This window comes from Cupriavidus sp. YR651 (assembly GCF_900101625.1).
GTDB lineage: Bacteria > Pseudomonadota > Gammaproteobacteria > Burkholderiales > Burkholderiaceae > Cupriavidus.
The window spans coordinates 487,394-508,495 of the sequence record NZ_FMYZ01000005.1 but is presented as its reverse complement, the minus strand read 5'-3'; the positions used below and the strand labels follow the sequence as shown (position 1 = coordinate 508,495).

Annotated in this window: 15 protein-coding genes and 2 pseudogenes; 13 read left to right on the top strand and 4 right to left on the bottom strand. The window is 64.9% G+C overall.

The genetic code is table 11. From position 1 onward, the window contains the following. From BLR29_RS17365 to tssJ, 7 genes and pseudogenes are all read left to right on the top strand, one after another. Positions 1-521: T6SS immunity protein Tli4 family protein (locus BLR29_RS17365; RefSeq protein ID WP_255371294.1), on the top strand; the 521-nt coding region annotated here is incomplete at its 5' end. Between the two features lie 131 nt (positions 522-652). After that, positions 653-943 carry a PAAR domain-containing protein gene (locus BLR29_RS17360; protein ID WP_092138230.1) on the top strand — a complete coding sequence of 97 codons (291 nt, stop codon included), beginning with the start codon at positions 653-655 and terminating at the stop codon, positions 941-943. Positions 944-1,020: 77 nt separating this feature from the next. After that, entirely contained in the window at positions 1,021-4,557 is a 3,537-nt protein-coding gene (locus tag BLR29_RS17355) for an ImcF-related family protein (protein ID WP_092138229.1), read from the top strand. A gap of 29 nt (positions 4,558-4,586) precedes the next feature. Next, a complete protein-coding gene (gene tssA / locus BLR29_RS17350; protein ID WP_092138228.1) occupies positions 4,587-6,194 on the top strand; it encodes a type VI secretion system protein TssA in 1,608 nt (535 codons plus the stop codon). After that, entirely contained in the window at positions 6,191-8,014 is a 1,824-nt protein-coding gene (tssF, locus tag BLR29_RS17345) for a type VI secretion system baseplate subunit TssF (protein WP_092138227.1), read from the top strand. Before tssA ends, tssF begins: the two co-directional genes overlap by 4 nt. 74 nt (positions 8,015-8,088) lie before the next feature. Next, positions 8,089-9,084, top strand: a complete 996-nt coding sequence (tssG, locus tag BLR29_RS17340) for a type VI secretion system baseplate subunit TssG (protein ID WP_092138281.1) — start codon at positions 8,089-8,091, stop codon at positions 9,082-9,084. A 74-nt stretch (positions 9,085-9,158) separates the two neighbouring features. Continuing rightward, a pseudogene (gene tssJ, locus BLR29_RS17335) lies at positions 9,159-9,659 on the top strand (type VI secretion system lipoprotein TssJ); the annotation flags it as partial. A 56-nt stretch (positions 9,660-9,715) separates the two neighbouring features. Here tssJ and BLR29_RS17330 read toward each other — a convergent pair. Next, positions 9,716-10,504 (bottom strand): annotated as a pseudogene (locus BLR29_RS17330) (YoaK family protein); the annotation flags it as partial. Between the two features lie 469 nt (positions 10,505-10,973). Between BLR29_RS17330 and BLR29_RS17320 the strand changes: the two are divergent. The 6 genes from BLR29_RS17320 (at position 10,974) to BLR29_RS17295 (ending at position 18,562) form a co-directional block, all read left to right on the top strand. Then, positions 10,974-12,266, top strand: coding sequence for a dicarboxylate/amino acid:cation symporter (locus BLR29_RS17320; RefSeq protein WP_092138223.1), 1,293 nt, complete (start codon positions 10,974-10,976; stop codon positions 12,264-12,266). A gap of 4 nt (positions 12,267-12,270) precedes the next feature. Continuing rightward, on the top strand, positions 12,271-13,173 hold the full coding sequence (locus BLR29_RS17315) for an amino acid ABC transporter substrate-binding protein (protein WP_092138222.1): 903 nt from the start codon (positions 12,271-12,273) through the stop codon (positions 13,171-13,173). A gap of 217 nt (positions 13,174-13,390) precedes the next feature. Beyond that, on the top strand, positions 13,391-15,703 hold the full coding sequence (locus tag BLR29_RS17310) for an FdhF/YdeP family oxidoreductase (RefSeq protein ID WP_092138221.1): 2,313 nt from the start codon (positions 13,391-13,393) through the stop codon (positions 15,701-15,703). Between the two features lie 19 nt (positions 15,704-15,722). Then, the gene (fdhD, locus tag BLR29_RS17305) at positions 15,723-16,646 is read left to right on the top strand and encodes a formate dehydrogenase accessory sulfurtransferase FdhD (protein WP_092138220.1); all 924 of its coding nucleotides are present in this window, start codon (positions 15,723-15,725) and stop codon (positions 16,644-16,646) included. Positions 16,647-16,706: 60 nt separating this feature from the next. Next, positions 16,707-18,134: an aminotransferase-like domain-containing protein gene (locus BLR29_RS17300; protein ID WP_092138219.1), complete on the top strand. Its 1,428-nt coding sequence runs from the start codon at positions 16,707-16,709 to the stop codon at positions 18,132-18,134. Next, positions 18,131-18,562, top strand: a complete 432-nt coding sequence (locus BLR29_RS17295) for a helix-turn-helix domain-containing protein (protein ID WP_255371292.1) — start codon at positions 18,131-18,133, stop codon at positions 18,560-18,562. Before BLR29_RS17300 ends, BLR29_RS17295 begins: the two co-directional genes overlap by 4 nt. Here BLR29_RS17295 and BLR29_RS17290 read toward each other — a convergent pair. The 3 genes from BLR29_RS17290 to wrbA are packed head-to-tail and all read right to left on the bottom strand — an operon-like array spanning position 18,536 to position 21,036. Continuing rightward, positions 18,536-19,969, bottom strand: coding sequence for an FAD-binding oxidoreductase (locus tag BLR29_RS17290; RefSeq protein ID WP_092138218.1), 1,434 nt, complete (start codon positions 19,967-19,969; stop codon positions 18,536-18,538). The two genes, BLR29_RS17295 and BLR29_RS17290, sit on opposite strands and share 27 nt — an antisense overlap. A gap of 30 nt (positions 19,970-19,999) precedes the next feature. Further along, positions 20,000-20,437 carry a DUF2069 domain-containing protein gene (locus tag BLR29_RS17285; RefSeq protein ID WP_092138217.1) on the bottom strand — a complete coding sequence of 146 codons (438 nt, stop codon included), beginning with the start codon at positions 20,435-20,437 and terminating at the stop codon, positions 20,000-20,002. After that, a complete protein-coding gene (gene wrbA / locus BLR29_RS17280) occupies positions 20,434-21,036 on the bottom strand; it encodes an NAD(P)H:quinone oxidoreductase (protein ID WP_092138216.1) in 603 nt (200 codons plus the stop codon). The genes BLR29_RS17285 and wrbA overlap by 4 nt, the downstream gene beginning before the upstream one ends. Positions 21,037-21,102: the final 66 nt, after the last annotated feature.

Here is a 21,102-nt window from a genome sequence, read left to right as displayed (position 1 = left end):
CTGTTCCCACGGAACGCGGCTTCTGCATCGAAGGCGCGCTCATCGGCGGTCCATCGCGAAACAGTGAGTTGCTCCATCAGGGCATGGTGCTCCAGCCTGGTCGGCCTTCCTTGTTCCTGATAGATGTGCGTGATGCCGTGGATGTGGATCAGCAAACTTCGCTGCTGAAGACGCTGCCAGACCTGCGTCGGGAACTGAGGACGCAGGGCTATAGCGGCTACGTAAGCGTGCTACGTAAAGGCAAGCGCCAAGTCGCAGGCATGGATGCGGAGGAGGTGCTGTTCTCGATCAGGAGTGGCTCGGTACAACTGTATCGCTTCTATCTTCTGGCGCCGGGAAATCCTGACACGGTGGCACAACCGCACACTGAAATCCGCCTGAACCTCGGGAGCGCCAATCATCCTGCGTTGCGGGCTACGTTGCCCCCTGAGCTAGCGACTTCGCCCGTCGATGAGGCGGGTGCAATCCAGGTATGGGACACGCTGCTCAACAGCATGCGCCTGCGGCCAGGTTCGATGTGACATCAGTCTTCTGGGCGCCAGGGAGTGGCCGCACCCAATGCCAGATGGTTCGGGGCCGATGAGGCGGCAGTGAAGGTGATCTGGCCCTGGTTCAAATCAGCATCAGAGGCCGATAACGCAGAAGCAAATAGATGACAAGACGCTACGACATCCTGAAGGGCGATAAGACGACGGTCAACGGCATTGTCGAAGGCGGTGACAGTAGTGACCGGGTGGGGGATCGCGAACAGGCCTACGAGGACGACCCAGTGTGGTGTCCGGTTTGCAAGACGATGGGGCGGATCGTTTGCGCTGGGCCGCGATTGGCGATGACAGGGCCTGACGGGCGTCAAGCAGCTTTGAGCGACGACATTTGTGCTTGTGGCTGTGAATCGAGCCCGCGACTGGTGCCGTCGCAGCACTCGTCGTACATGGAGGTTTAGGTCCATAGGACGGTTGATGTTCACCTCGACCATTCCAGATAGCGTCGACACACGGGCATGATGGTATTCCCCAAACTATGAAGAAGCTGCAGATCGACCTGGCCTCGATACTGGTTTTCGCACTGATGGTTGCCGGTGCCATCTGGCTATGGGGCGAGTCCATAGGCACGCCTGAGGCGCGAAGCTATTGGATAGCTGCGGTAGCTGTTGGCGCGCTGTTGCTGGCCATTCTCGCGTCGTTTGATCGCTTGAGCCGCTGGTGGAATGCATTGAACGGGCTAAGGAAGTGGCTAGGATTCCGGGCGCCGGGGATGGCTGGTACAACGCAAGCAAGTATTGTTACCGTCCATGGTCGGTCGAGCGTGACACTTAAGCCTCTCGAGCGACTTCGCCAGACTGTGAGGCAGCAGTATGGTTTTCGCTGGCGTTACCGGCAACCTTGGCTGCTTCTGACGGGCGACGACCATACGATCGCCAAGCTGGTTCCTGGCCTTGGCGAGCCAGGTTGGCTGATCACCGCCGACGCAGTGCTTTTGTGGAGCAAGACCGGCAAGGACGGTCATCCCGACGTCGCCTGGCTCAAGCAGCTTTACAAGCTGCGTCGACGTCGTCCGGTGGATGCCGTCATCCTTACCACCGACGGCAAGATCGATCTGCCCGCACAACGCCGCGGCACGCATCCCTATAGCGTCAGTCTGGCCCGCATCGCCGAGGTGCTGCACTTGTCCGCGCCGGTCTACCTGCTCGACGTGGCAGACACGGATACGGTGGCCAACGGAAATACCCCGGTGATCGGCTGCGAGCTGCCAAGTCGTGGGGGCGCCAACGCCATCGGCAAGGCACTTCAATCTCTGCGTAACGAGCTGTCGGATCGTGGCGTCGAGCAGCTGATCCGCAAGGAACGGGGCCGCTACATGGGAGAACTGTCCGCGCGGCTCGACAAACGTGGCAAGGCTCTTGCCGAATGGATTGGCGGCCTGGCGAGCAATAAGGGTCGGGACATCCCGCTCAGCGGCATTGTGTTCGCCCCATATCCAGCCTTTGCTGCGGATGAGAACGCCGAGCCCGGCGTCGACCTGCCCCTCTGGCCGTACCTGGGCATGGCCGCTCGCCGCTATCCAGGTCGGCGCATCGGCTGGCGCCCGGCCACAGTCTTCTCCAGCATCGCACTGACGGCTGTCGGCATGTGGAGCGCCGGCATGCTGATCTCCGGTGCGATGAATTGGCGGGACGTGCATGCCGCCCGGCAGGCCGTCAACGACGTCGAGTCGGCTCCCGATGCCGCCGCCCGTTTGCACGCATTGCTCGCCCTGCAGCAGCAGATTGAGCGCTACGAACACCGCACCCAGCATCACCCACCGCTCGCGACACGTTTTGGCTTGAATCGCGATTCAGCCGTGCTTGATGCCCTATGGAAGCCGTACGCGCAGGCCAGCCGTCGCTTGCTGATCACGCCGATCCAGCAGGACCTGGAGGGCTCGCTGGTCGATCTCGCGAAAATGCGCACCGACACCCTGGATGAGCAGACCAGCCGCCAGGCGACGGGTGGTCACCAGGAACTCAAGACCTACCTGATGCTGGCTCACCCCGAGCGCGCCGAGCCGGCGTTCCTCACCCCGCAACTGGTGCAGCACTGGTCTACCGACGCGCGAATTGCACCAGGCGAGCGGCAGGACCTCGCTGAGCGCTTGCTCAAGTTCCATGCGCGGCAACTGAAGGCCAATCCGACCTGGCGCATCGAACCCCGGGTCGAGCTGGTGGCGGGCGCGCGCCAGACTTTGCTGGCGGTCATTGGGGAGCGCAACGCGGAGGACACCGTCTATCAGGGCATCATCAATGCCTTCGCCGGGAACGGTGGCAGCAAGTACCCTGACCAGACGCTGGTGTCGCTCACCGCTGGCACTGATCCTCGGGGGCTGGTGCGCACTGCCACCATCGTGCCCGGCGTCTTCACGCGTGAGGCCTACGACGGCTACGTCGCGCCCGCGATCGAGGCGGCCGCGAAGCGGGCCGAGATCGCCAGCGACTGGGTGCTCAACGACGGCAAGCCACAGGGCGTGCAACCGACGACAGGCCCATCCACTGAAGCCCTGCGGACCGCGCTGACCGAGCAATACTTTGCCGACTATGCGGAGCGCTGGCAGGGCTTCATGAACAGCCTGCAATGGGAACCGGCGTTGACGCTGCCGGCTGCCATTGATCAGCTCAAGCTGTTGGCCGACGCGCGCCAGTCGCCGGTGATTGCGCTCATGAGATCGCTCGCATTCCACGGCGGCGCTGGCGCGCATCGGGAATCGCTCTCCGACACCCTGGTCGCCAAGACGCAAGGCTTGCTGGGCAAGAAGGCGGCGGGTCCCGAGGCGATCAAGCCGGACCCGGCCGGGCCGCTCGGCGCCGCTTTTGGCCCGGTGCTGCGACTGGTGGGACAGGGCCAGGGCGCCAATGCCAATGCGGGCGCCAACGGCGACCTGAGCCTGCAACGCTTCCTCGACCGCGCCACCGCGCTGCGCTTGCGGCTGCAACAGGTCAGCAACAGCGGCGACGCCGACGCGCAAGCCCGCCAAATGGCGCAGGCGCTGTTCCAGGGTAGGGGCTCGGAACTGGCCGACACCCAGGCCTACGCCCAGTTGATGGCCGCCAGCCTCGGCAGCGAGTGGGCGGGCATGGGTGAGACGCTGTTTGTACGCCCGATCGCACAGGCCACGCAGACCGTGTTGCAGCCCGCTCAGGCCAGCTTGAACGACGCATGGCGGCGCAGCATCGTCATGGCGTGGGGCCACGCGTTCGCCGGACGCTATCCGTTTGCGGACAGCACCAGCGATGCCTCACTGCCCGAGCTGGCGCGTTTCCTGCGCCCGCAGACCGGGCTGATCGGCGCGTTCCTCGCCACGCAACTGGCCGGCGTGCTGGAATTGCAGGGCGATCAATGGGTGCCCGCGGCTACCGGCGGCCGGGCGCTGACCTTCGATCCAGCCTTCCTCAAGTCGGTCAATACGCTGCAGCGTATCGCGGCACACATGCTGGCGCAGGGTGAGCCCCGGTACCGCTTCGACCTCAAGCCGATCCCCACCCCGGGTATCACTGACACCGTACTGACCCTCGACGCCCAGAAGCTGCACTACTACAACCAGCGCGAGACCTGGCAGGCGATGGCCTGGCCGGCCAACAACCTGCAGGACTTGGGTACCCGCCTGCAGTGGCAGACGGAGAAGGCGGGTACCAACAAGAGCTACGAATTCGGCGGCCGCTGGGGGCTGGTGCGAATGCTGGAACGCGCGCGTATCGAGCCACTGGACAGCGCCACCTATCAACTGACCTGGCAGGGGATGCCCGATACGCGAGCGGACGCCCGGGCATCGAAGGCCGGTGCCAGCGATAGCCCGGCCGAAGGGCATGACTCGGACAGCACCGATCCAGACAGGCTGATGGCCCGCAGCGCGAAGCCGCCGCCACCGGCGGAGGTGGCCTATCCGCTCAGCTACCAGATGCGCACCGAAGTCGGCCGGGGGCCGCTGGAGATGCTGACGCTTCGGGGCTTCGTGCTGCCGTCGCGCATTTTCGTGAGCCGGGAGCCGCAGGCCGTGGCGCGCACCGTATCCGGTCAGCGCCAATAGCGCCAATATCGCCAACCGAGAAGGAAGCCATGTTCAACAACCTGCTCAACGCGCTCTTCGGCGCCCGCGCACCCACGGATCTCGCCCGTTCCACCCAGACGCGCTGGGAACCCTGGCTGCAACCGATCCGCCCGGCTGCTCCGGTCGGCGACGATCCCGGCTACGACGACGATTTCCTTGCCATCAAGGAGGAAGTTGCCAAGCTGTCCGATGTCAATGATTCGTTGATCGTGGAGTCCGCCGAGCGGCTGCTCAAGGGAGTGGCCAAGGACGTGCGGCTGGCGGTCTATTACATCTATGGCCGCATGCGGCGCGATGGCGCCGAGGGCATTGGCGACGGCTTCGAGCTGCTATCGGCACTGATCGACCGATTTGGCGCGCAGTTGCTCCCCGCCCGTGCCGAGCGCCGCAAGGCCGCGCTCGAATGGCTGGCCGGTGGGACCTTTACAGATCGGCTCGACCGCGTGCAAGGCCTCACGGGCGCACCGCTCGAACGCACCTTGTCGGCGCTCGCGCTGATCCTGGAGCGCACTGCGCAATGGCCGGAAGCGGAACGCCCGGCACTGGATGGGCTATTCCGCCGCTTCGAGGGGCGGATCGAGTCGCCGTCATCCGCAGAGCGTGCCGGCATCGGTGAACTTCCAAGACCATCTGGCACCGCATCTGCCGTGCCATCGGCGGCAGGCGAGGTGACCTCGACGCGCGACCTGCTCGACCGGGCGCGCCAGATGGCGAGCTTCCTGCGCGAGCAACCCCACGGCTATCTGGCCGCCTATCGCCTGATGCGCTGCGTGCGCTGGGATACGCTGACCGACGTGCCGCCCCATGAGGCAAGCGGCAGGACTCGCCTGGTGGCGCCTCGCACCGAGCTGCGCGCGCAGCTCAAGCGCCTGCTGCTGCAAAAGCGGTGGCCGGAATTGCTCGATCGCGTCGAACACGCCTTCGCCGAAGGGGCGAACCACTTCTGGCTGGACTTGCAGTACTACGCCTTTACCGCGCAGGATCAGGCGGGTGGCGAGTATGCCCGCGTACGCGACTTGCTGGCGACCGATTGTGCGCTGATGCTCGAACGTCTCCCCGGTCTGGAGCAGCTAGCCTTCACGGACGGCACGCCATTCGCGGACGACACCACGCTGGAATGGATCGCACGCCATGCCACGGTGCGCGACCTCGAGCGCGGCGACCCGGCGGCGCCGGTGTCGGTCACCTCCGCCAGCACCGATTGGGCGGAAACGGAAGCCCAGGCCGCGGACCTTGCTGCCCAGCAGAGCCTTGATGCCGCTTTCGCGTGGCTGCAAGGCCTGCCTGTGCCGGATGGCGAGCGCGATCGCTTCCTGAGGCAACTGGTGATGGCGCGCGTCGCCGAGCGGGCTGACCGTGCCGACACAGCCCTGCACTTGCTGGCCGCGCTTGACTTGGCCGTCGAGCGCTATCGACTGACCGCTTGGGAGCCCTCGCTCGCATTCGAGGCCAAGCAGCAACTGCTGCGATTGTTGACGTCCCGCATGACGCGCAAGGATGCGGACAAGGTGGCACTGGCCCAGCGCATCGAAGCGCTGGTAGGGGAACTAACCGCCATCGACCCGGCCCGCGCCGTGGCGTTTTCCCAGATGGCCAGCCAACGATCCGTTTCATGAACCATCCCACCCAAGACAACGAGATCCTGCGCTACTACGAAGCGGAAATGCGCTACCTGCGCGAGGCCGGCAAGGAGTTCGCCCAGGCGTTTCCGGACCGTGCCCGCATGCTCAACATCGACCGCATCGGCGAGCGTGATCCGCATGTGGAGCGGCTGTTCGAGGGCTTTGCCTTTCTGATGGGACGCCTGCGCCATAAGCTCGATGACGAGCTGCCGGAGTTGACGGAAGGACTTGTCAGCATGCTGTGGCCGCACTATCTGCGCATGATTCCGTCGCTATCGATCCTGGAACTGACCCCGAACAACGACACGCTGCAGCGGCACGAAATTTTGCCTGCAGGGCTGGAAGTCATGTCCGATTCCATTTTGCTGGGCACCCAGCCGAATGGCAGTGGCGATAGTGTGGAATGCATCTACCGGACCACGCAAGCCGTCGATCTGTACCCGCTGCGACTGACCGAAGCCGATGCCTACGCTCGCGAGGACGGCCGCTCGGTGATCCGGCTGCGACTCGCGCTTCAGATGCAGGGGCGCCGCGAGCAGTTAGCGGTGCCGCGTCTGCGGCTCTACCTGCATGCCGACCGTCCTCTGGCGCTGGCACTCCATGCGGCGCTGACCGCCAAGCCGGTGGCCTTGCAGGTGCGCATCCCCGGATACCCGGCGGACCGGCCCGGTGCGCCCCGGCCGATGGCTGGACTACATCTGGAGCCTGTCGGATTTGCCACCGAGGAGCGCCTGTGGCCGAAGCCTGATAACGCCTTCGGCGGCTACCAGTTATTGCTGGAGTATTTCACCTTCCCCGAGAAGTTCATGTTTGTGGACCTGGTGGGGCTGGACATGGACGCCATCCCCCAGGATACGGAGCACTTTGACGTGGAAGTGGTGCTCAATAAACCGTTCCCGGACGACATGCGTTTCTCGGCCGAAAACGTGCGCCTCTTTTGCACGCCGATTATCAACCTGTTCGAGCTGGAAGCCGACCCGATCTCCGTCACACACTTCGAGACCGAGTACCGGGTGCGGGTGATGGAGCAGCAAGGGCAGCATGTCGAGGTCTACGCAGTCGACACCGTCCGGGGCTTCGAAGCTGGCAGTGGCAAGCGCTTCGAGTACGCGCCATTTGCCGCCTTTCGTCACCGTGGCGGCCTGCTGCGCCACGAGATGCCGGAGCGCTACTTCCACACCCGCGTGCGCCGCGGCCCATCGGGCCGGTTCGACACCTGGCTCGTGCTGGGCGGCCATGCGTGGGAGCAGCAGGAGTCCATGCCCGAGGAGACGCTTTCGCTATCGGTGACCGGCACCAACGGCATGCTGCCGCGCAAGGGCCTGCGTGAGGCGGGCATCACCCGCATGCGCGGCGGCTTCACCAATATCGGCACGGTGCGCAACCTGACTGCACCGACCCTGCCGGTGTATCCGCCCACTGGCGACCGCTTCCACTGGCGCGTGTTGTCGCACCTCGCGCCGAACTACCTGTCCTTGCTCGACGCCGAGGTCCTGCGCGGAAGCCTGGCGCTGTACGACTGGACGGACGGGGAACTGAACCGCCGGCGTATCGATGCCATCACGGTCGTGCGGCACCGGCCGCTGCAGAAGCTCGTCAAGGGCGGCTTGCTACGCGGCGTGGAAATCGAGGTCGCGCTGGACAGCTCGCGCTTTGCGGGCGAGGGCGATGTCGAAATGTTTGGCGCGATACTCAACCGCTTTCTGTCGCTGTACGCCGCCGTGAATCTCTATACGCGACTGGTGATTGTGTCGCAGCCAAGCGGCAAGCGTCTGGTATGGCCCGACAGCAAGGGGGAAGGGGCGCCGTTTTGAGCATACTTGTTCAGGCATTGCCATCTCTGCCGGAAGTCGTCATGTTGCCGGCGTTGCTCGCCGACGCGCCACAGATGAACTTCTTCCGGTTCTGCGAGCTGCTCGAGTTGTCCGCGCCGCAGCGCCCGCCGCTGGGCACGACCGATTCGCCTGTCAGCGAGCCGGTACGTTTCCGCTCGCATGGGCGGTTGGGTTTCCCGGGGCGCGAAATCCAGTCGGTTGAGCGAGATAGTGGCTCCCCCGATTGGCCGCCCGTGGTCCGGACGACCTTCCTCGGCCTGTATGGCGTCGACGCGCGCATGCCGTCCTATTTTGTGGACGAGATTGCGCAGCGTCGCGACGGCGCCGAGCCGCTGGCAGCGTTCCTGGACCTGTTCCATCATCGGATCGTCACGCAGTTCTACCGCGTTGCGCGCAAGTATCGCTATCCCGTGGGCTTCCGGGCGGGTGGCCAGGATGAGGTATCGCGCTACCTGCTAAGTCTGCTGGGACTGGGCCTCGGCCGGCAGGGCAGTGGACAGAGCCAGGTTGTTGCGACCGTCAGCCCGCGCAAGCTGCTGTCGATGCTGGGGCTGGCCAGCCAGCGCACCCGGACTGCGGAAGGGCTGGCCGGCGTGCTGCGGCACGCCGTGCCGGACGCGCACGTGACGGTAGAGGAGTTCTACCCCGTGTGGGTGCGGCTCGATGCCACGGAGCGGATGCCGCTGGGCGAGAACTGCGTGTTGGGCCGTGGCTTCTACGACCGCGCGAACGCAGTGCGCGTGGTGATCACACCGCAGACACGAGAGTCGGTATTGGGGCTGATGCCGGGACGGGCCATGCATGGGGAGGTGATGGCGTTGCTGCGCTTCTATCTTGGCTATGCCGCGAATGCCCGTCTGGAGATGCAGGTGAGGCCAGCGCTGATGCCGGCCCCGACTCTGAACTCGGATCAGGTGAGCCTGGGCTTTACCGCGCAGTTGAGGCACCCCACGGCAGAGGACGCAGCGGATGTAGAAGATGTGGACGGCGCCATGCCGCGCATGACGCGCGTTCAACTCGGAACATGGAACGGACCCGGTGCAGCGTAGCAGGCGCGAAGCTCGCCAGCCGTGCGCAAGACGAATGCAACACAGCAATTTGCTACCCCAAGAGGATCAACGCGATGAGGCGACAGCTTCAAAACGGCGCCGTGGCGCTTGTTGCCACCCTTATAGCCGGTTGCGGCGTGGGCCAGGCGGTGAAGGACAGCACGGTGGAGGCGGCGAAGTGGGCCTTCATCACCCAGGTCAAGACCATGAACCTCGACCTTGTCAGCCGGTCCTCGTTAAATACAAACGGCGCCGGGCAATCGTTGTCGACGGTGGTGCGGGTCTACCAGTTGAAGACACCACAGGCGTTCGAACAACTGAGCTATGCGCAGCTGCAAGCGAATGATCTCGAATTGCTGAAGGTCGATCTGCTCGCGACCAAGGACGTGGTACTGCGTCCGGATGCGAGCGTGAGCCTCGCCGAGCCGATGCATGTCGATGCGGAATATGTGGGGGTAGTGGCGCTCTTCCGTAATCCCGACAAGGAGGCGGTCTGGAAGTTGGTCATACCTAGGAAGCAGTGGAGGGAGACTGATCCGGTGAGGATCGAGATCCGCGACAGCACGCTGCAGCTCTAAGAGGTGGCCTCGAAAAGATCCTGACGTCGTTGCAGCGTCTACCGGCGGCTGCCCCAACGCCGGGCGCGGCGGGCGAGATGCTTGCGGCGTAACAGTACAAAAATCCGTGTGACGAAGTCATCCGCGATGGGCACGATCGCTACGATCAGCAACAGCGCCGCCAGCGGCAACGTCGCGGCATAGCCCATCGCACCGAAGGCCATCGCGCCGGCCACGCCGCCGAACAGGAACAGGCTCACCAGCATCCCGAGCACGCGCAGCCTGGCACGATCCGCGTGCACCGGCCGGCTGTTGGGCCGTGCCGGGCCATTCCAGTAGAACAGCTTCCCCAGTTCCACGCCGATGTCGGTGATCATGCCGGTGACATGCGTCGTGCGGATCTCTGCATTCGATAACTTCGAAATCATGGCGTTCTGCAGCCCCATCATGAAGCAGAGCAGCATCACCGTTGCCGGCACGAAGAGCCACTGGCTGTCGCCAAGATGGGCGCCGAGCACGCCGAACACGAGTAGCAGAAAGGCTTCGAACATCAGGGGCAGCGCATACTCGCTGCGCAGCCGGGTGCGCCGGGCCCAGCTGATCATCACGGCCGAGCAGGCCGCGCCGCCGAGAAACGACACCAGTGCCCCGATTCCGTGCAGCACCAGGCCGACGTCATGCAGGACGAGATCGTCCGCGATCGCCGACACGATGCCGGACATATGTGACGTGTACTGTCGCACGGCCAGGAAGCCGCCCGCGTTGGCGGCGCCTGCCACGAAGCAGAGCACGCGCGCCAGTCGGCGGTTCGCAACGGGACTGCGGCGACGGTCAGTCAGGCTGCGCAAATACCCGATCGGCATGGTGGCGGGAAGGGAGGGATTCGCAGAAGCTCAAATCATACGCCCGGCGCCCGCCCGGATGCATGGGCGGCGCCGGGTGTTGTCAGACGACTACGCGTCTGGCGCCGCCGGGGTGGGCGCCATGGCGGTGTCCGCCTTGCGCGCCGCCGACCTGGCGCCTGCGGGGAAGGATGGCAGGCGGCGGGCCGGTCAGGCCCTGTGGCGCGGTCCGCGTGGCCCGGTGGCTCAGCCGGGCGGCGCTGCGCGCTTGTCGGTATGACGCCCTGGCGGAAAGCTGCGGGGGCGAGTGTGCCGGATTATAGACATGGCACTCCTTTGGGGCAGTCGATCTAAGGGTTGCGGAGGCTTCCGCAAGGCGTTCAATGCGGTCGGATTTGCGGATTCCGGTCCCCACGACCTATCGTTACCTAGGGTCACCTGAGTGCCGACCCCGACGCAGGACATCCACCCGGAAGCCCAAGGAGTCGTCATGAGCAAGAAGTCAAATATCACGACCTGGATCTTGATTGCCATGATCCTCGGCGCCGGAGTGGGCTATGCCTGCAACGCGGCGTTCCCCGATCCGAAAGTGGCCAAGGACATCGCCGGGTATATCTCCATCATCACCGACGTGTTCCTGCGGCTGATCAAGATGATCATTGCGCCGCTGGTTTTCTCGACCCTGGTGATGGGTATCGCGCACATGGGCGATGCCAGCACGGTGGGCCGCGTGGGGGTCAAGGCGCTCGCCTGGTTCATCACGGCATCGCTGGTGTCCCTGACGCTCGGGTTGATCATGGCCACGCTGCTGCATCCGGGCGTGAACATCGGCCTGCCGCTGCCGGACGTTGGCGCGGCGACCAACCTCAAGACCAACGCCTTCACGCTGAAGGACTTCGTGGCCCACCTGGTGCCGAAGTCCGTGGCGGAAGCGATGGCCAACAACGAAATCCTGCAGATCGTGGTGTTCTCGATCTTCTTCGGCACGGCCATCGCCACGCTGGGCGAACGTGGCGCACGCATGGCTGCGGTCATCGAGGATCTTGCGCAGATCATGCTCAAGATCACCGGCGCGGTCATGTGGCTGGCGCCAGTGGCCGTGTTCGCGGCGATCGCCTCCACGGTGACCACGCAGGGCCTGGGCATCCTGGTCACGTTCGCCAAGTTCATGGGCAGCTTCTACCTGGCGCTGTTCGTGCTCTGGGGGCTGCTGGCGCTTGCGGGCTTCATGTTCCTGGGCAAGCGCGTGATCCAGTTGATCCGCCTGATCCGGGAACCGTTCCTGCTGTCGTTCTCCACGGCAAGTTCCGAGGCGGCCTATCCGAAATTGCTCGATTCGCTCGATCGGTTCGGCGTGAACCGCAAGATCTCGAGTTTCGTGCTGCCACTGGGCTATTCGTTCAACCTGGACGGATCGATGATGTACTGCACGTTCGCGGTCCTGTTCATCGCCCAGGCCTATGACATCCACCTGCCAATGGGTACGCAGATCACGATGTTGCTGTTGCTGATGCTGACGTCCAAGGGCATGGCGGGCGTGCCCCGCGCGTCGCTGGTGGTGATCGCCGCCACGCTGAACCAGTTCGGCATCCCCGAGGCCGGGTTGCTGCTGATCATGGGCGTCGACCAGTTCCTCGACATGGGCCGTTCCGCGACCAACGCGGTGGGCAACTCGATCGCCGCCGCCGTGGTGGCCAAGTGGGAAGGGCAACTGGCCTCCGGACCGGTGCCCGAGACGGAGCAGGACATCCCCGGCGCCAAGCCCGATGCCGCGGAGGCCTGATGCCATGCGCGGATTCGCTGCGAAATTTCTGATTGCACTGTGGCTCGGCTGCGTCACGGCCACGCTAGCCGTCGCGCAGGATGCCGTGGTGCTGAGCGGCACGCTGAAAAAGGCCAAGGACACGGGGGCGCTGATCGTCGGCTACCGGGAGTCATCGCTGCCGTTCTCGTACCTGAACCAGGCGAAGCGGCCAATCGGCTATTCGATCGATATATGCCAGGCCATCGTGGAGACCGCCGCCGCTGAGATCGGACGCGACCTGACGATTCAGTGGGTGCCGGTCACGTCCGAGAATCGCTTCGATGCGATGACGTCGGGCAGGATCGATCTCGAATGCGGATCGACCACGCGCAATGCCGAACGCATGCGCATCGTCGGGTTCTCGCCGGTGATCTTCATCGCGGGGACCAAGCTGATGGTGCCGCGCGGATCGCCGATCAAGTCGTTCCGCGACCTCAAGGGCAAGACCGTGGTCGCCACGGCTGGCACCACCAATGCCGACGCGATCGAGAAGGTGTCGGCACGATTCAGCCTGGACGTGAAGATCATCCGCGCGCGCGACCATGCCGACGCTTTCGAGATCCTGCGTCACGGCGGCGCCGATGCCTACGCCGGCGACGACGTGCTGCTCTACGGTTTTCTGGCGCACTACAACATGGCAAAGAAGTTCGACGTGACGCGCGATTTCCTCTCCTACGACCCATACGGGATCATGCTGCGCAAGAACGATCCGCAGTTCGCGGCCGTGGTCGACCGGGCGGTGCGGAACGTGATCACCTCGGGCGATCTGGAACGACTCTACAAGCAGTGGTTCCTGAGCAAGCTGCCGACCGGCGAGCGGCTCGACATCCCCATGAGCGCCCAGCTCGAGGACATCATCCAGGCGACGCCGGAGCAACCGGAGTAGGGAAGAGTAGGGGCACGCCTCGTTCATGCCCCTCCGATAAGCACAGTTCCCAATTTGTGCGCCGCAATGGTGCAAACTGTACTCTTCAATCCGTAGCTGTACTGTACGTTCCTCAGATCACTTTTCGGGCCTAGTCTGCATCCATCGCTTCGGGTGCTCTGGAAACACGGAAAACCGGGCCGGGCACTCGGGCATTTGTTCAGGAAGTCGCCCCCCGATGAGTACTCCGACCCCCGAAAAGGGACATGTCGCGCCCTACACGCACCCGGCCGCTGGCTGGGGCGCCCTCAAGTACGTTGCCATCAACCTGATCAAGGAGAAGGTTGCAGGCGGCAAGTACAAGACGCTGTTCAAGCAGAACCAGCCCGACGGCTTTGACTGTCCGGGTTGCGCCTGGCCGGACAAGCAGCACGCGTCGACCTTCGAATTCTGCGAGAACGGTGTCAAGGCCGTGGCTGCGGAGGCCACCAGCAAGCGGGTCACAAACGACTTCTTTGCGAAGTACACGGTGACCGAGCTGATGCAGCAGTCGGACTACGAGCTCGAGCAGCATGGCCGGCTGACCCATCCGGTGGTCTACGACGCCGTCACGGACAAGTACGTGCCGGTAGCCTGGGACGATGCCTTCGCGCTGATCGCCAGCCACCTGCGCCAGCTGGATGACCCGGATGCCGCCACGTTCTATACGTCAGGCCGGGCCAGCAATGAGGCCGCCTTCCTGTTCCAGCTGTTCGTGCGGATGTACGGGACCAATAATTTCCCGGATTGCTCGAACATGTGTCACGAGGCCACCAGTCGTGGCTTGCCGGTGACGGTGGGCGTGGGCAAGGCCACCGTGCTGCTGGATGATTTCCAGCTGGCCGATGCCGTGCTGGTGTTCGGCCAGAACCCGGCCACCAACCATCCGCGCATGCTGAATGAGCTGCGCGATTGCGCAAAACGCGGGGCGACGATTGTGTCGATCAACCCGCTCAAGGAGCGCGGCCTGGAGCGCTTTACCAGCCCGCAGCACGCCACCGAGATGCTGACGGGGTCCAGCACGAAGATCGCGTCGATGTTCGTCCGGCCCAAGTTGGCCGGCGACTTCGCGCTGATCAAGGGCCTCGGCAAGCGTGTGATCGAGCTGGATGACGCCGCCATCGCCACGGGCAACAGGCGCGTGGTGGACGTTGACTTCATCGCGCAGCACACGGCCGATTTCGAAGCCTTCGCGGCGGATCTGCGCGCCGAGAGCTGGGCGGACATCGTGGCCGATTCGGGCGTGACGCGCGAAGACATCGACGCGCTGGCAGATGTCTACGTGAAGAGCGAGCGCACCATCGCCTGCTGGGGCATGGGCCTGACTCAACACAAGAACTCGGTCCGCACGATCCAGATGCTGTCCAACGTGATGATGCTGCGCGGGAATATCGGTCGCCCGGGCGCCGGGCTGATGCCGGTGCGTGGCCATTCCAACGTGCAGGGTGACCGCACAATGGGCATCGAGGAGCAGCCGGACGATGCCTTCCTGGACCGACTGGGCGCCACGTTCGGCTTCGAGCCGCCGCGCGAGCACGGCCAGGACGTGGTCGGCGCGATCAATGCGATGCTGGCGGGCAAGGTGAAGGTGTTCGTGGGGCTGGGCGGCAATTTCTCGATCGCCACGCCGGACACGCCGCGCACCTGGGAGGCGCTGCGCCAGTGCGATCTGACCGTCAATATTGCCACCAAGCTCAACCGCAGCCATTTGGTGATCGGCAAGGCGTCCCTGCTGCTGCCGACGATGGGCCGGACGGAGATCGATCTGCAGGACGGCGTGCCCCAGGGTGTGACCGTGGAAGACTCGGTCTGCATGGTGCATATCTCCTATGGGATGAACAAGCCGGCATCGCCCGACTTGCTGTCCGAGACCGCGATCGTCGCCCGCATGGCCGCCGCGACGCTCGGCTCCGAAAAGGTCGACTGGCTCTGGTACGCGCAGGACTACGCGCGCATTCGTGACGCCATCGAAAAGGTGATTCCGGGCTTCGAGCAATTCAACGCACGCGTGAACCAGCCGGGCGGGTTCCACCTGACTCCGGCTTCGCGCAACCGCGTGTGGAAGACGGCGTCCGGCAAGGCCCAGTTCCTGGTGCATGCGATCGACAAGGACACCCCGATCCAGCGTGCCCGCGCGGCATACGGCGACGACCTGATGGTGATGATGACCACGCGGTCGCACGACCAGTACAACACCACGATCTATGGCCTGGATGATCGCTATCGTGGCGTGTTTGGTCTGCGTCGCGTGGTGTTTATCAACCCGGCGGATCGCGAGCGGCTGGGCTTTGCCGAGAGCGAGCGCGTGGACATCACCAGTGTCTGGGAAGACGGCATCACGCGCCACGCGCAGGACTTCCTGCTGGTGGACTACGACATTCCTGCCGGCTGCCTGGGTGCCTACTATCCGGAAACCAATCCGCTGGTGCCGCTGGAGAGCATCGGCGACCGGTCCGGCACGCCGACGTCGAAGTCGATCCCCGTGCTGCTGGCACGGGCCGGCGGCGCCTGATGGCCTTCCGGAGACACGCATGACCTCATCATCCCGGGAGCCCGCCGCGACTCCGGCGCCGTCATCGTTGCAGTCGCCGCTTGGTTATCAGCAGCGGAGCACTCACCGCCACAAGGGCGACCTGAGTACGCTCGACCTTGACAACGTGGCCGAGGAGGTGCCGGTAGCGCTGGTTTACAACGGTATCTCCCATGCCGTGATGATGGCGACGCCGCTGGACCTGGAAGCATTCGCCTTTGGGTTCTCGCTGACCGAGGGGATCGTCGACGGCGTCAAGGAAATCTACGATGTCGAGGTCGTGCCGGGATGCGACGGCATCGAGGTTCGTATCGACATCAGCCAGCGCGCCTTCATGGCGATGAAGGCACAGCGCCGGGCGCTGGCGGGGCGCACGGGCTGCGGGGTCTGTGGCATCGAGAGCCTCGAGTTGCTGGACCTGGCGCCTGTGCCGATGGCGGTGCCGCGCCGCCGGATCGAGCCTTCCCGCGCGACGATCCAGCGTGCCGCCGCCGAGCTGCCGAGCCACCAGGTCCTGATGCGCGCCACGGGCGGCGTTCACGCCGCGGGCTGGTGCGCGCCCGACGGAGAAGTGCTGTGCGCCTTCGAGGATGTGGGTCGTCACAATGCAATGGACAAGCTGGTCGGCCACTTGGCGAAGCGCCGGATGTCGATGGATGATGGATTCGTCTTCTTGTCCAGCCGCGCCAGCTATGAGCTGGTCCGCAAGGCGGCACGCATGCAGATCCAGATGCTGGCGACGATTTCCGCGCCGACTTCACTGGCCATCCGCATCGCCGAACAGGCCGGTCTGCGTCTGCTGAGCTTCTGCCGCAAAGACGGCTTCGTCGAATACACAGGTGTCGCGCCGGCCACGCCCCAGGCCGATCCGGTCGCCGGGACGTATTTCGTATTACGATCTGAGCCGCTGGCGCTGCCGGGCTGAAGACTGGCCGGGCAATCGCCAGCGTCCAGACAACTCCAGACGTGGCGAAAGGTTGGCGGTGTGACTCTGTATGAAAAGCTTGCGGCCGACATCGAGGCGCTGGTGCAGCAAGGCGTCTTGCTGTCCGGGGAAAAAATCCCCTCGGTGCGCCAGGCGGCCCAGCACCATCGCCTGAGCATCACGACGGTCGTCCGGGCGTACCTGCTGCTGGAATCGCGCGGCATCCTGGAAAGCCGGCCCCAGTCCGGGTACTTCGTGCGCTCCCGGCCCGGCGAGCCCACCATCGAACTGCAGCCAACCCGCCCGGCGGCCAGGCCGTCGCCGGTGGATGTGAGCGCGCTGGTGCTGTCGACGCTGCGCTCGATCCGTGCCGACGATGCCATTCCGCTCGGCTCGCCATACCCCGATCCCAAGCTGTTCCCCTGGCAGCGGATCATCCAGTACGCCAACACCATCGGCAAACGCTATGACACGTGGAACCTGCTCGATGACCTGCCGCCGGGGTCGCCGCAACTGATCCGCCAGATCACGCGGCGCTATCTGGAAAACGGCTACGCGGTCGATCCCAACGAGGTGATCGTGACCATCGGTGCCACCGAGGCGATCAACCTGTGCCTGCAGGCGGTGGCCAAGCCGGGCGACACCATTGCCGTGGAGTCGCCAACCTACTATGCGATGCTCCACGCCATCGAGCGGCTAGGCATGCGCGCCGTGGAGGTGGCCACCGATCCGGTGGAAGGAATCGACGTTCAGGCCCTGGCGAAGCTGATCGACGAGCGCCCCATCGCCGCATGCATGGTGATGCCGAATTTCCAGAACCCGCTCGGGTTCCAGATGTCGGACGCGCGCAAGCAGGAACTGGTGACACTGCTGACCGCGCGTGACATTCCGGTGATCGAGAACGATGTCTATGGCGAGCTTTACTATGGCGATGCCCATCCCACGTCGCTAAAGGCCTACGATACGGCCGGTATCGTGCTGCATTGTTCGTCGTTCTCCAAGACGCTGACCAACGCCTACCGGATTGGCTGGGCGTTGCCGGGAAGGTACAAGGAGCAGGTCGAGCGACTGAAATTCCTGAACACGCTGACCACGCCGGCCATTCCGCAACTGGCCATCGCCGAGTTCCTGAAGAACGACGGCTACGACTATCACCTGCGCCGCGTGCGCAAGACCTACGCGCAACAGGCCAACATCATGGCCGCTGCGGTGCGGCGATTCTTTCCGGCGGGGACGCGGGTCTCGCGGCCGGCGGGGGGCTATGTCCTGTGGGTGGAATTGCCGGAAGAGGTGGACGCCATGGCGCTCTACCATGCGGCGCTGGAGCGGCGGATCACCGTGGCCCCGGGGCATATCTTCTCGCCGGTGCCGACTTATACCAACTGCATCCGCCTGAACTACAGTGGTGCATGGTCGGCGGAGGTGGAGTCCGCCATCATCACGCTGGGCAAGCTGGTGGCGTCACTACAAGACAAGGAGACAGAATGATGCGCAAATCCAACCGGGGCAATGCTGAAACGGACGCCCCCGGGATCGACGAGGCAGCAGACGGACAAGACGGACAAGACAGCGTCGGCGGGCTGGACCCGGCGCTGGCCGGCATCCTGGACGTGCTCTGGCGCGAGGCGCAGATGCCCGAAGGCAAGGTGCTGTCGCTGGCGCGGATCAGCAAACGGGCCTCGGTGCAGATGAGCGTGCTGCGTCGCGTGCTGACCCAACTGGCCGAGGCGGAGTTGGTCGTCATGACGATGGAAGAGGATGGCCGGGGAACGGCCAGCCTCACGCCGGAAGGCGAGGGTCTGTGCAGCCAGCTGTTGGGCGGCCTGGATTCGGAGGCCGATCCGGAGATGGGTCCGGATCAGGATCCGGATGCCAACCCATCGGCCGGATCAGATGACCTTCCCCGGATTCATTAGCCCCTGCGGGTCCAGCGCCTGCTTGATGGCCCGCATCATCGCCAGTTCCACCTCGCTCTTGTAGCGCTGGTTCTCCTCGCGCTTGAGCTGGCCAAGGCCGTGCTCGGCGGAAATCGAGCCGCTGTGCGCCTGCACGCTGTTGTGGACGACCAGGTTGATGGCGTCCTGATGCATCAGGAATTGGTCGTTATCGACACCCACCGGCGGCGATACGTTGTAGTGCAGGTTGCCGTCGCCAAGATGGCCGAAGGTCACCATCCTCGCACCGGGGAAGGCATCCTGCAACAGCGCATCGGTGGTCTCGATAAAGTCAGCCACGCGCGAGATCGGCACGGCGATATCGTGTTTGATGTTCTTGCCTTCCTCGACCTGGGCCAGCGGAATGTGCTCGCGCAGGTTCCAGAAATCGCGCGACTGTTGCACGGACTCGGCGACCACTGCATCGATCACCACGCCGCCCTCGAAAGCGGTTTCCATCATCTTTTCGAAGATCGCGCGCGCGTGTTCCTCGCCTTCGCTGTCGGACAGTTCCAGCAGCACCAGCTGCGGATGCGTGGCGTCAAACGGGTAGCGTAGTTGCGGGAAGTGTTTCGTCACCAGTTCCATGCATCGCGCGGACATCAGCTCGAAGCCGGTCAGCATCGCGCTGGCGTGCGATTGCGCGATGGCCAGCAGGGCCAGCGCCGCGCGCGGGCTCTGCAAGGCGGCCAGCGCCGTGACGCGCGCGCGCGGGGCCGGAAACAGTTTCATGACGGCCGCCGTGATGATCCCCAGCGTGCCTTCGGCGCCGATAAACAGGTCGCGCAAGTCGTAGCCCGTATTGTCCTTGCGCAGACCGCGCAGGCCGTCCCAGATCTCGCCCCTGGCCGTCACCACTTCCACGCCCAGGCACAGTTCACGCGTATTGCCGTATCGCAGCACGGCGGTGCCGCCGGCGTTGGTCGACAGGTTGCCGCCGATCGTGCAGCTACCCTCGGCCGCCAGGCTCAGCGGGAACAGCCTGCCGTGGGCCTGCGCCGCTTCCTGCAACTGCTGCAGGATCACACCGGCTTCCACGGTGATCGTGTTGTTCAACGGATCGACGTTGCGGATGCGGTTCATGCGCTGCAGCGACAGCACGACCACACCGTTTGCCGCCGCTTCACCGGCGGCCGGCGTCGCGCCGCCGCACAGGCCCGTGTTGCCGCCCTGAGGCACCACGGCCAGCTTGTGGGCATGGCAGGCATGGACCACGGCGGCGACTTCCTCGGTGGAGCCAGGACGCAGCACGGCAACCGCGTCGCCCGTATAGCGCCGGCGCCAGTCGGTCAGGTAGGGCGCCTTGTCGGTGGCATCCGTCAGCACGTTTTGTGGGCCCACCGCGGCGCGGCAGAGATCGAGGAACGAGTCGAGGTGCGAGGCGGTCATGGCAGGAATGGGAGTTTCGGCGACGGCAAGTTACCGGGGCGACGAGGGGGACGAGGGCGGCGCGACGGTGTCCGACGCCTTCTGTGCCTTGGCACGCCGCTTGTAGGGTCGCAGGTAGAGAATCGTGCTGAAAAAGAACAGCACCGTGAGGGCGACTTCCGCCCACGCCAGGGTGGACGACGGCGCGCGGTCGCTGGTGGCGCGCACGATGCCTTCGGTGAAATACAGCAGGATCAGCATCGACGACCACTGCATGGTGTAGCGATTGCGCGTCAGAACGCCACGCAATACCGGCAGCAGCAGGATGCACTTCAGGACCAGCCACGAGCCGCCCGGGCGCAAAGGTGCGAGGAACCATTCCCAGGCGATGCACAACGCCATCAGCGCGATCAGGCTGCCCACGCTCAGGCGCCATAGCCCGGGGCTGTGCAGGTCGCCGTCGCGTGCAGAGGCGTCGGCGGGTGTCATCGTGCAGCCCCGGCCAGCTTCAGCGCCGTTTCGGCCAGCCGGCGTCCCATGGCGGTCGCCAGCGCGGCTTCGTGGTCGGTCACCGGGCCATGGTTGTCCACGTGGGCATGGTGGCTCGGGCCATAGGGCGTGCCGCCGGCCGTCGTCGTCATCAGGCCCGGCTCGGAATAGGGCAAGCCCATCAGCAGCATGCCGTGGTGGAACAGCGGCAGCATCATCGACAGCAGCGTGGTCTCCTGGCCGCCATGCAGGCTGCCGGTGGAGGTGAACACGCAGGCGGGCTTGCCGGTGAGCGCACCGGACAGCCATTGGGCGACGGTGCCGTCCAGGAAATACTTCATTGGCGCGGCCATGTTGCCGAAGCGGGTGGGGCTGCCGAGCGCCAGGCCGGCGCACTCCTCGAGATCGCGCAATTCCGCGTACGGCGCGCCTTCGGGCGGGATATCGGGTGCAGTGGCTTCGCAGACCGTCGAGACTGGCGGCACGGTGCGCAGGCGCGCCTGGGCGCCGGGCACGCTCTCGATGCCGGTGGCAATCAGTTCGGCGAGTTTGCGGGTGCTGCCGTGGCGGCTGTAATAGAGGACGAGGATGTCGGTCATGGATGGGCTGGCAGTCCGCCGGCCGGCCGTGTTGCCGGCCAGGGCGGGCGCGGCCCGGAACGGCGC

What these genes read in the sequence shown, in the direction of transcription:
- BLR29_RS17315 (WP_092138222.1), top strand. Translation starts at nt 12,271, where the DNA reads ATGCGCGGATTCGCTGCGAAATTTCTGATTGCACTGTGGCTCGGCTGC.
- BLR29_RS17295 (WP_255371292.1), top strand. Translation starts at nt 18,131, where the DNA reads ATGATGCGCAAATCCAACCGGGGCAATGCTGAAACGGACGCCCCCGGG.
- BLR29_RS17355 (WP_092138229.1), top strand. Translation starts at nt 1,021, where the DNA reads ATGAAGAAGCTGCAGATCGACCTGGCCTCGATACTGGTTTTCGCACTG.
- BLR29_RS17310 (WP_092138221.1), top strand. Translation starts at nt 13,391, where the DNA reads ATGAGTACTCCGACCCCCGAAAAGGGACATGTCGCGCCCTACACGCAC.
- BLR29_RS17360 (WP_092138230.1), top strand. Translation starts at nt 653, where the DNA reads ATGACAAGACGCTACGACATCCTGAAGGGCGATAAGACGACGGTCAAC.
- BLR29_RS17320 (WP_092138223.1), top strand. Translation starts at nt 10,974, where the DNA reads ATGAGCAAGAAGTCAAATATCACGACCTGGATCTTGATTGCCATGATC.
- fdhD (WP_092138220.1), top strand. Translation starts at nt 15,723, where the DNA reads ATGACCTCATCATCCCGGGAGCCCGCCGCGACTCCGGCGCCGTCATCG.
- BLR29_RS17290 (WP_092138218.1), bottom strand. Translation starts at nt 19,969, where the DNA reads ATGACCGCCTCGCACCTCGACTCGTTCCTCGATCTCTGCCGCGCCGCG.
- wrbA (WP_092138216.1), bottom strand. Translation starts at nt 21,036, where the DNA reads ATGACCGACATCCTCGTCCTCTATTACAGCCGCCACGGCAGCACCCGC.
- BLR29_RS17285 (WP_092138217.1), bottom strand. Translation starts at nt 20,437, where the DNA reads ATGACACCCGCCGACGCCTCTGCACGCGACGGCGACCTGCACAGCCCC.
- tssG (WP_092138281.1), top strand. Translation starts at nt 8,089, where the DNA reads ATGAACTTCTTCCGGTTCTGCGAGCTGCTCGAGTTGTCCGCGCCGCAG.
- tssF (WP_092138227.1), top strand. Translation starts at nt 6,191, where the DNA reads ATGAACCATCCCACCCAAGACAACGAGATCCTGCGCTACTACGAAGCG.
- tssA (WP_092138228.1), top strand. Translation starts at nt 4,587, where the DNA reads ATGTTCAACAACCTGCTCAACGCGCTCTTCGGCGCCCGCGCACCCACG.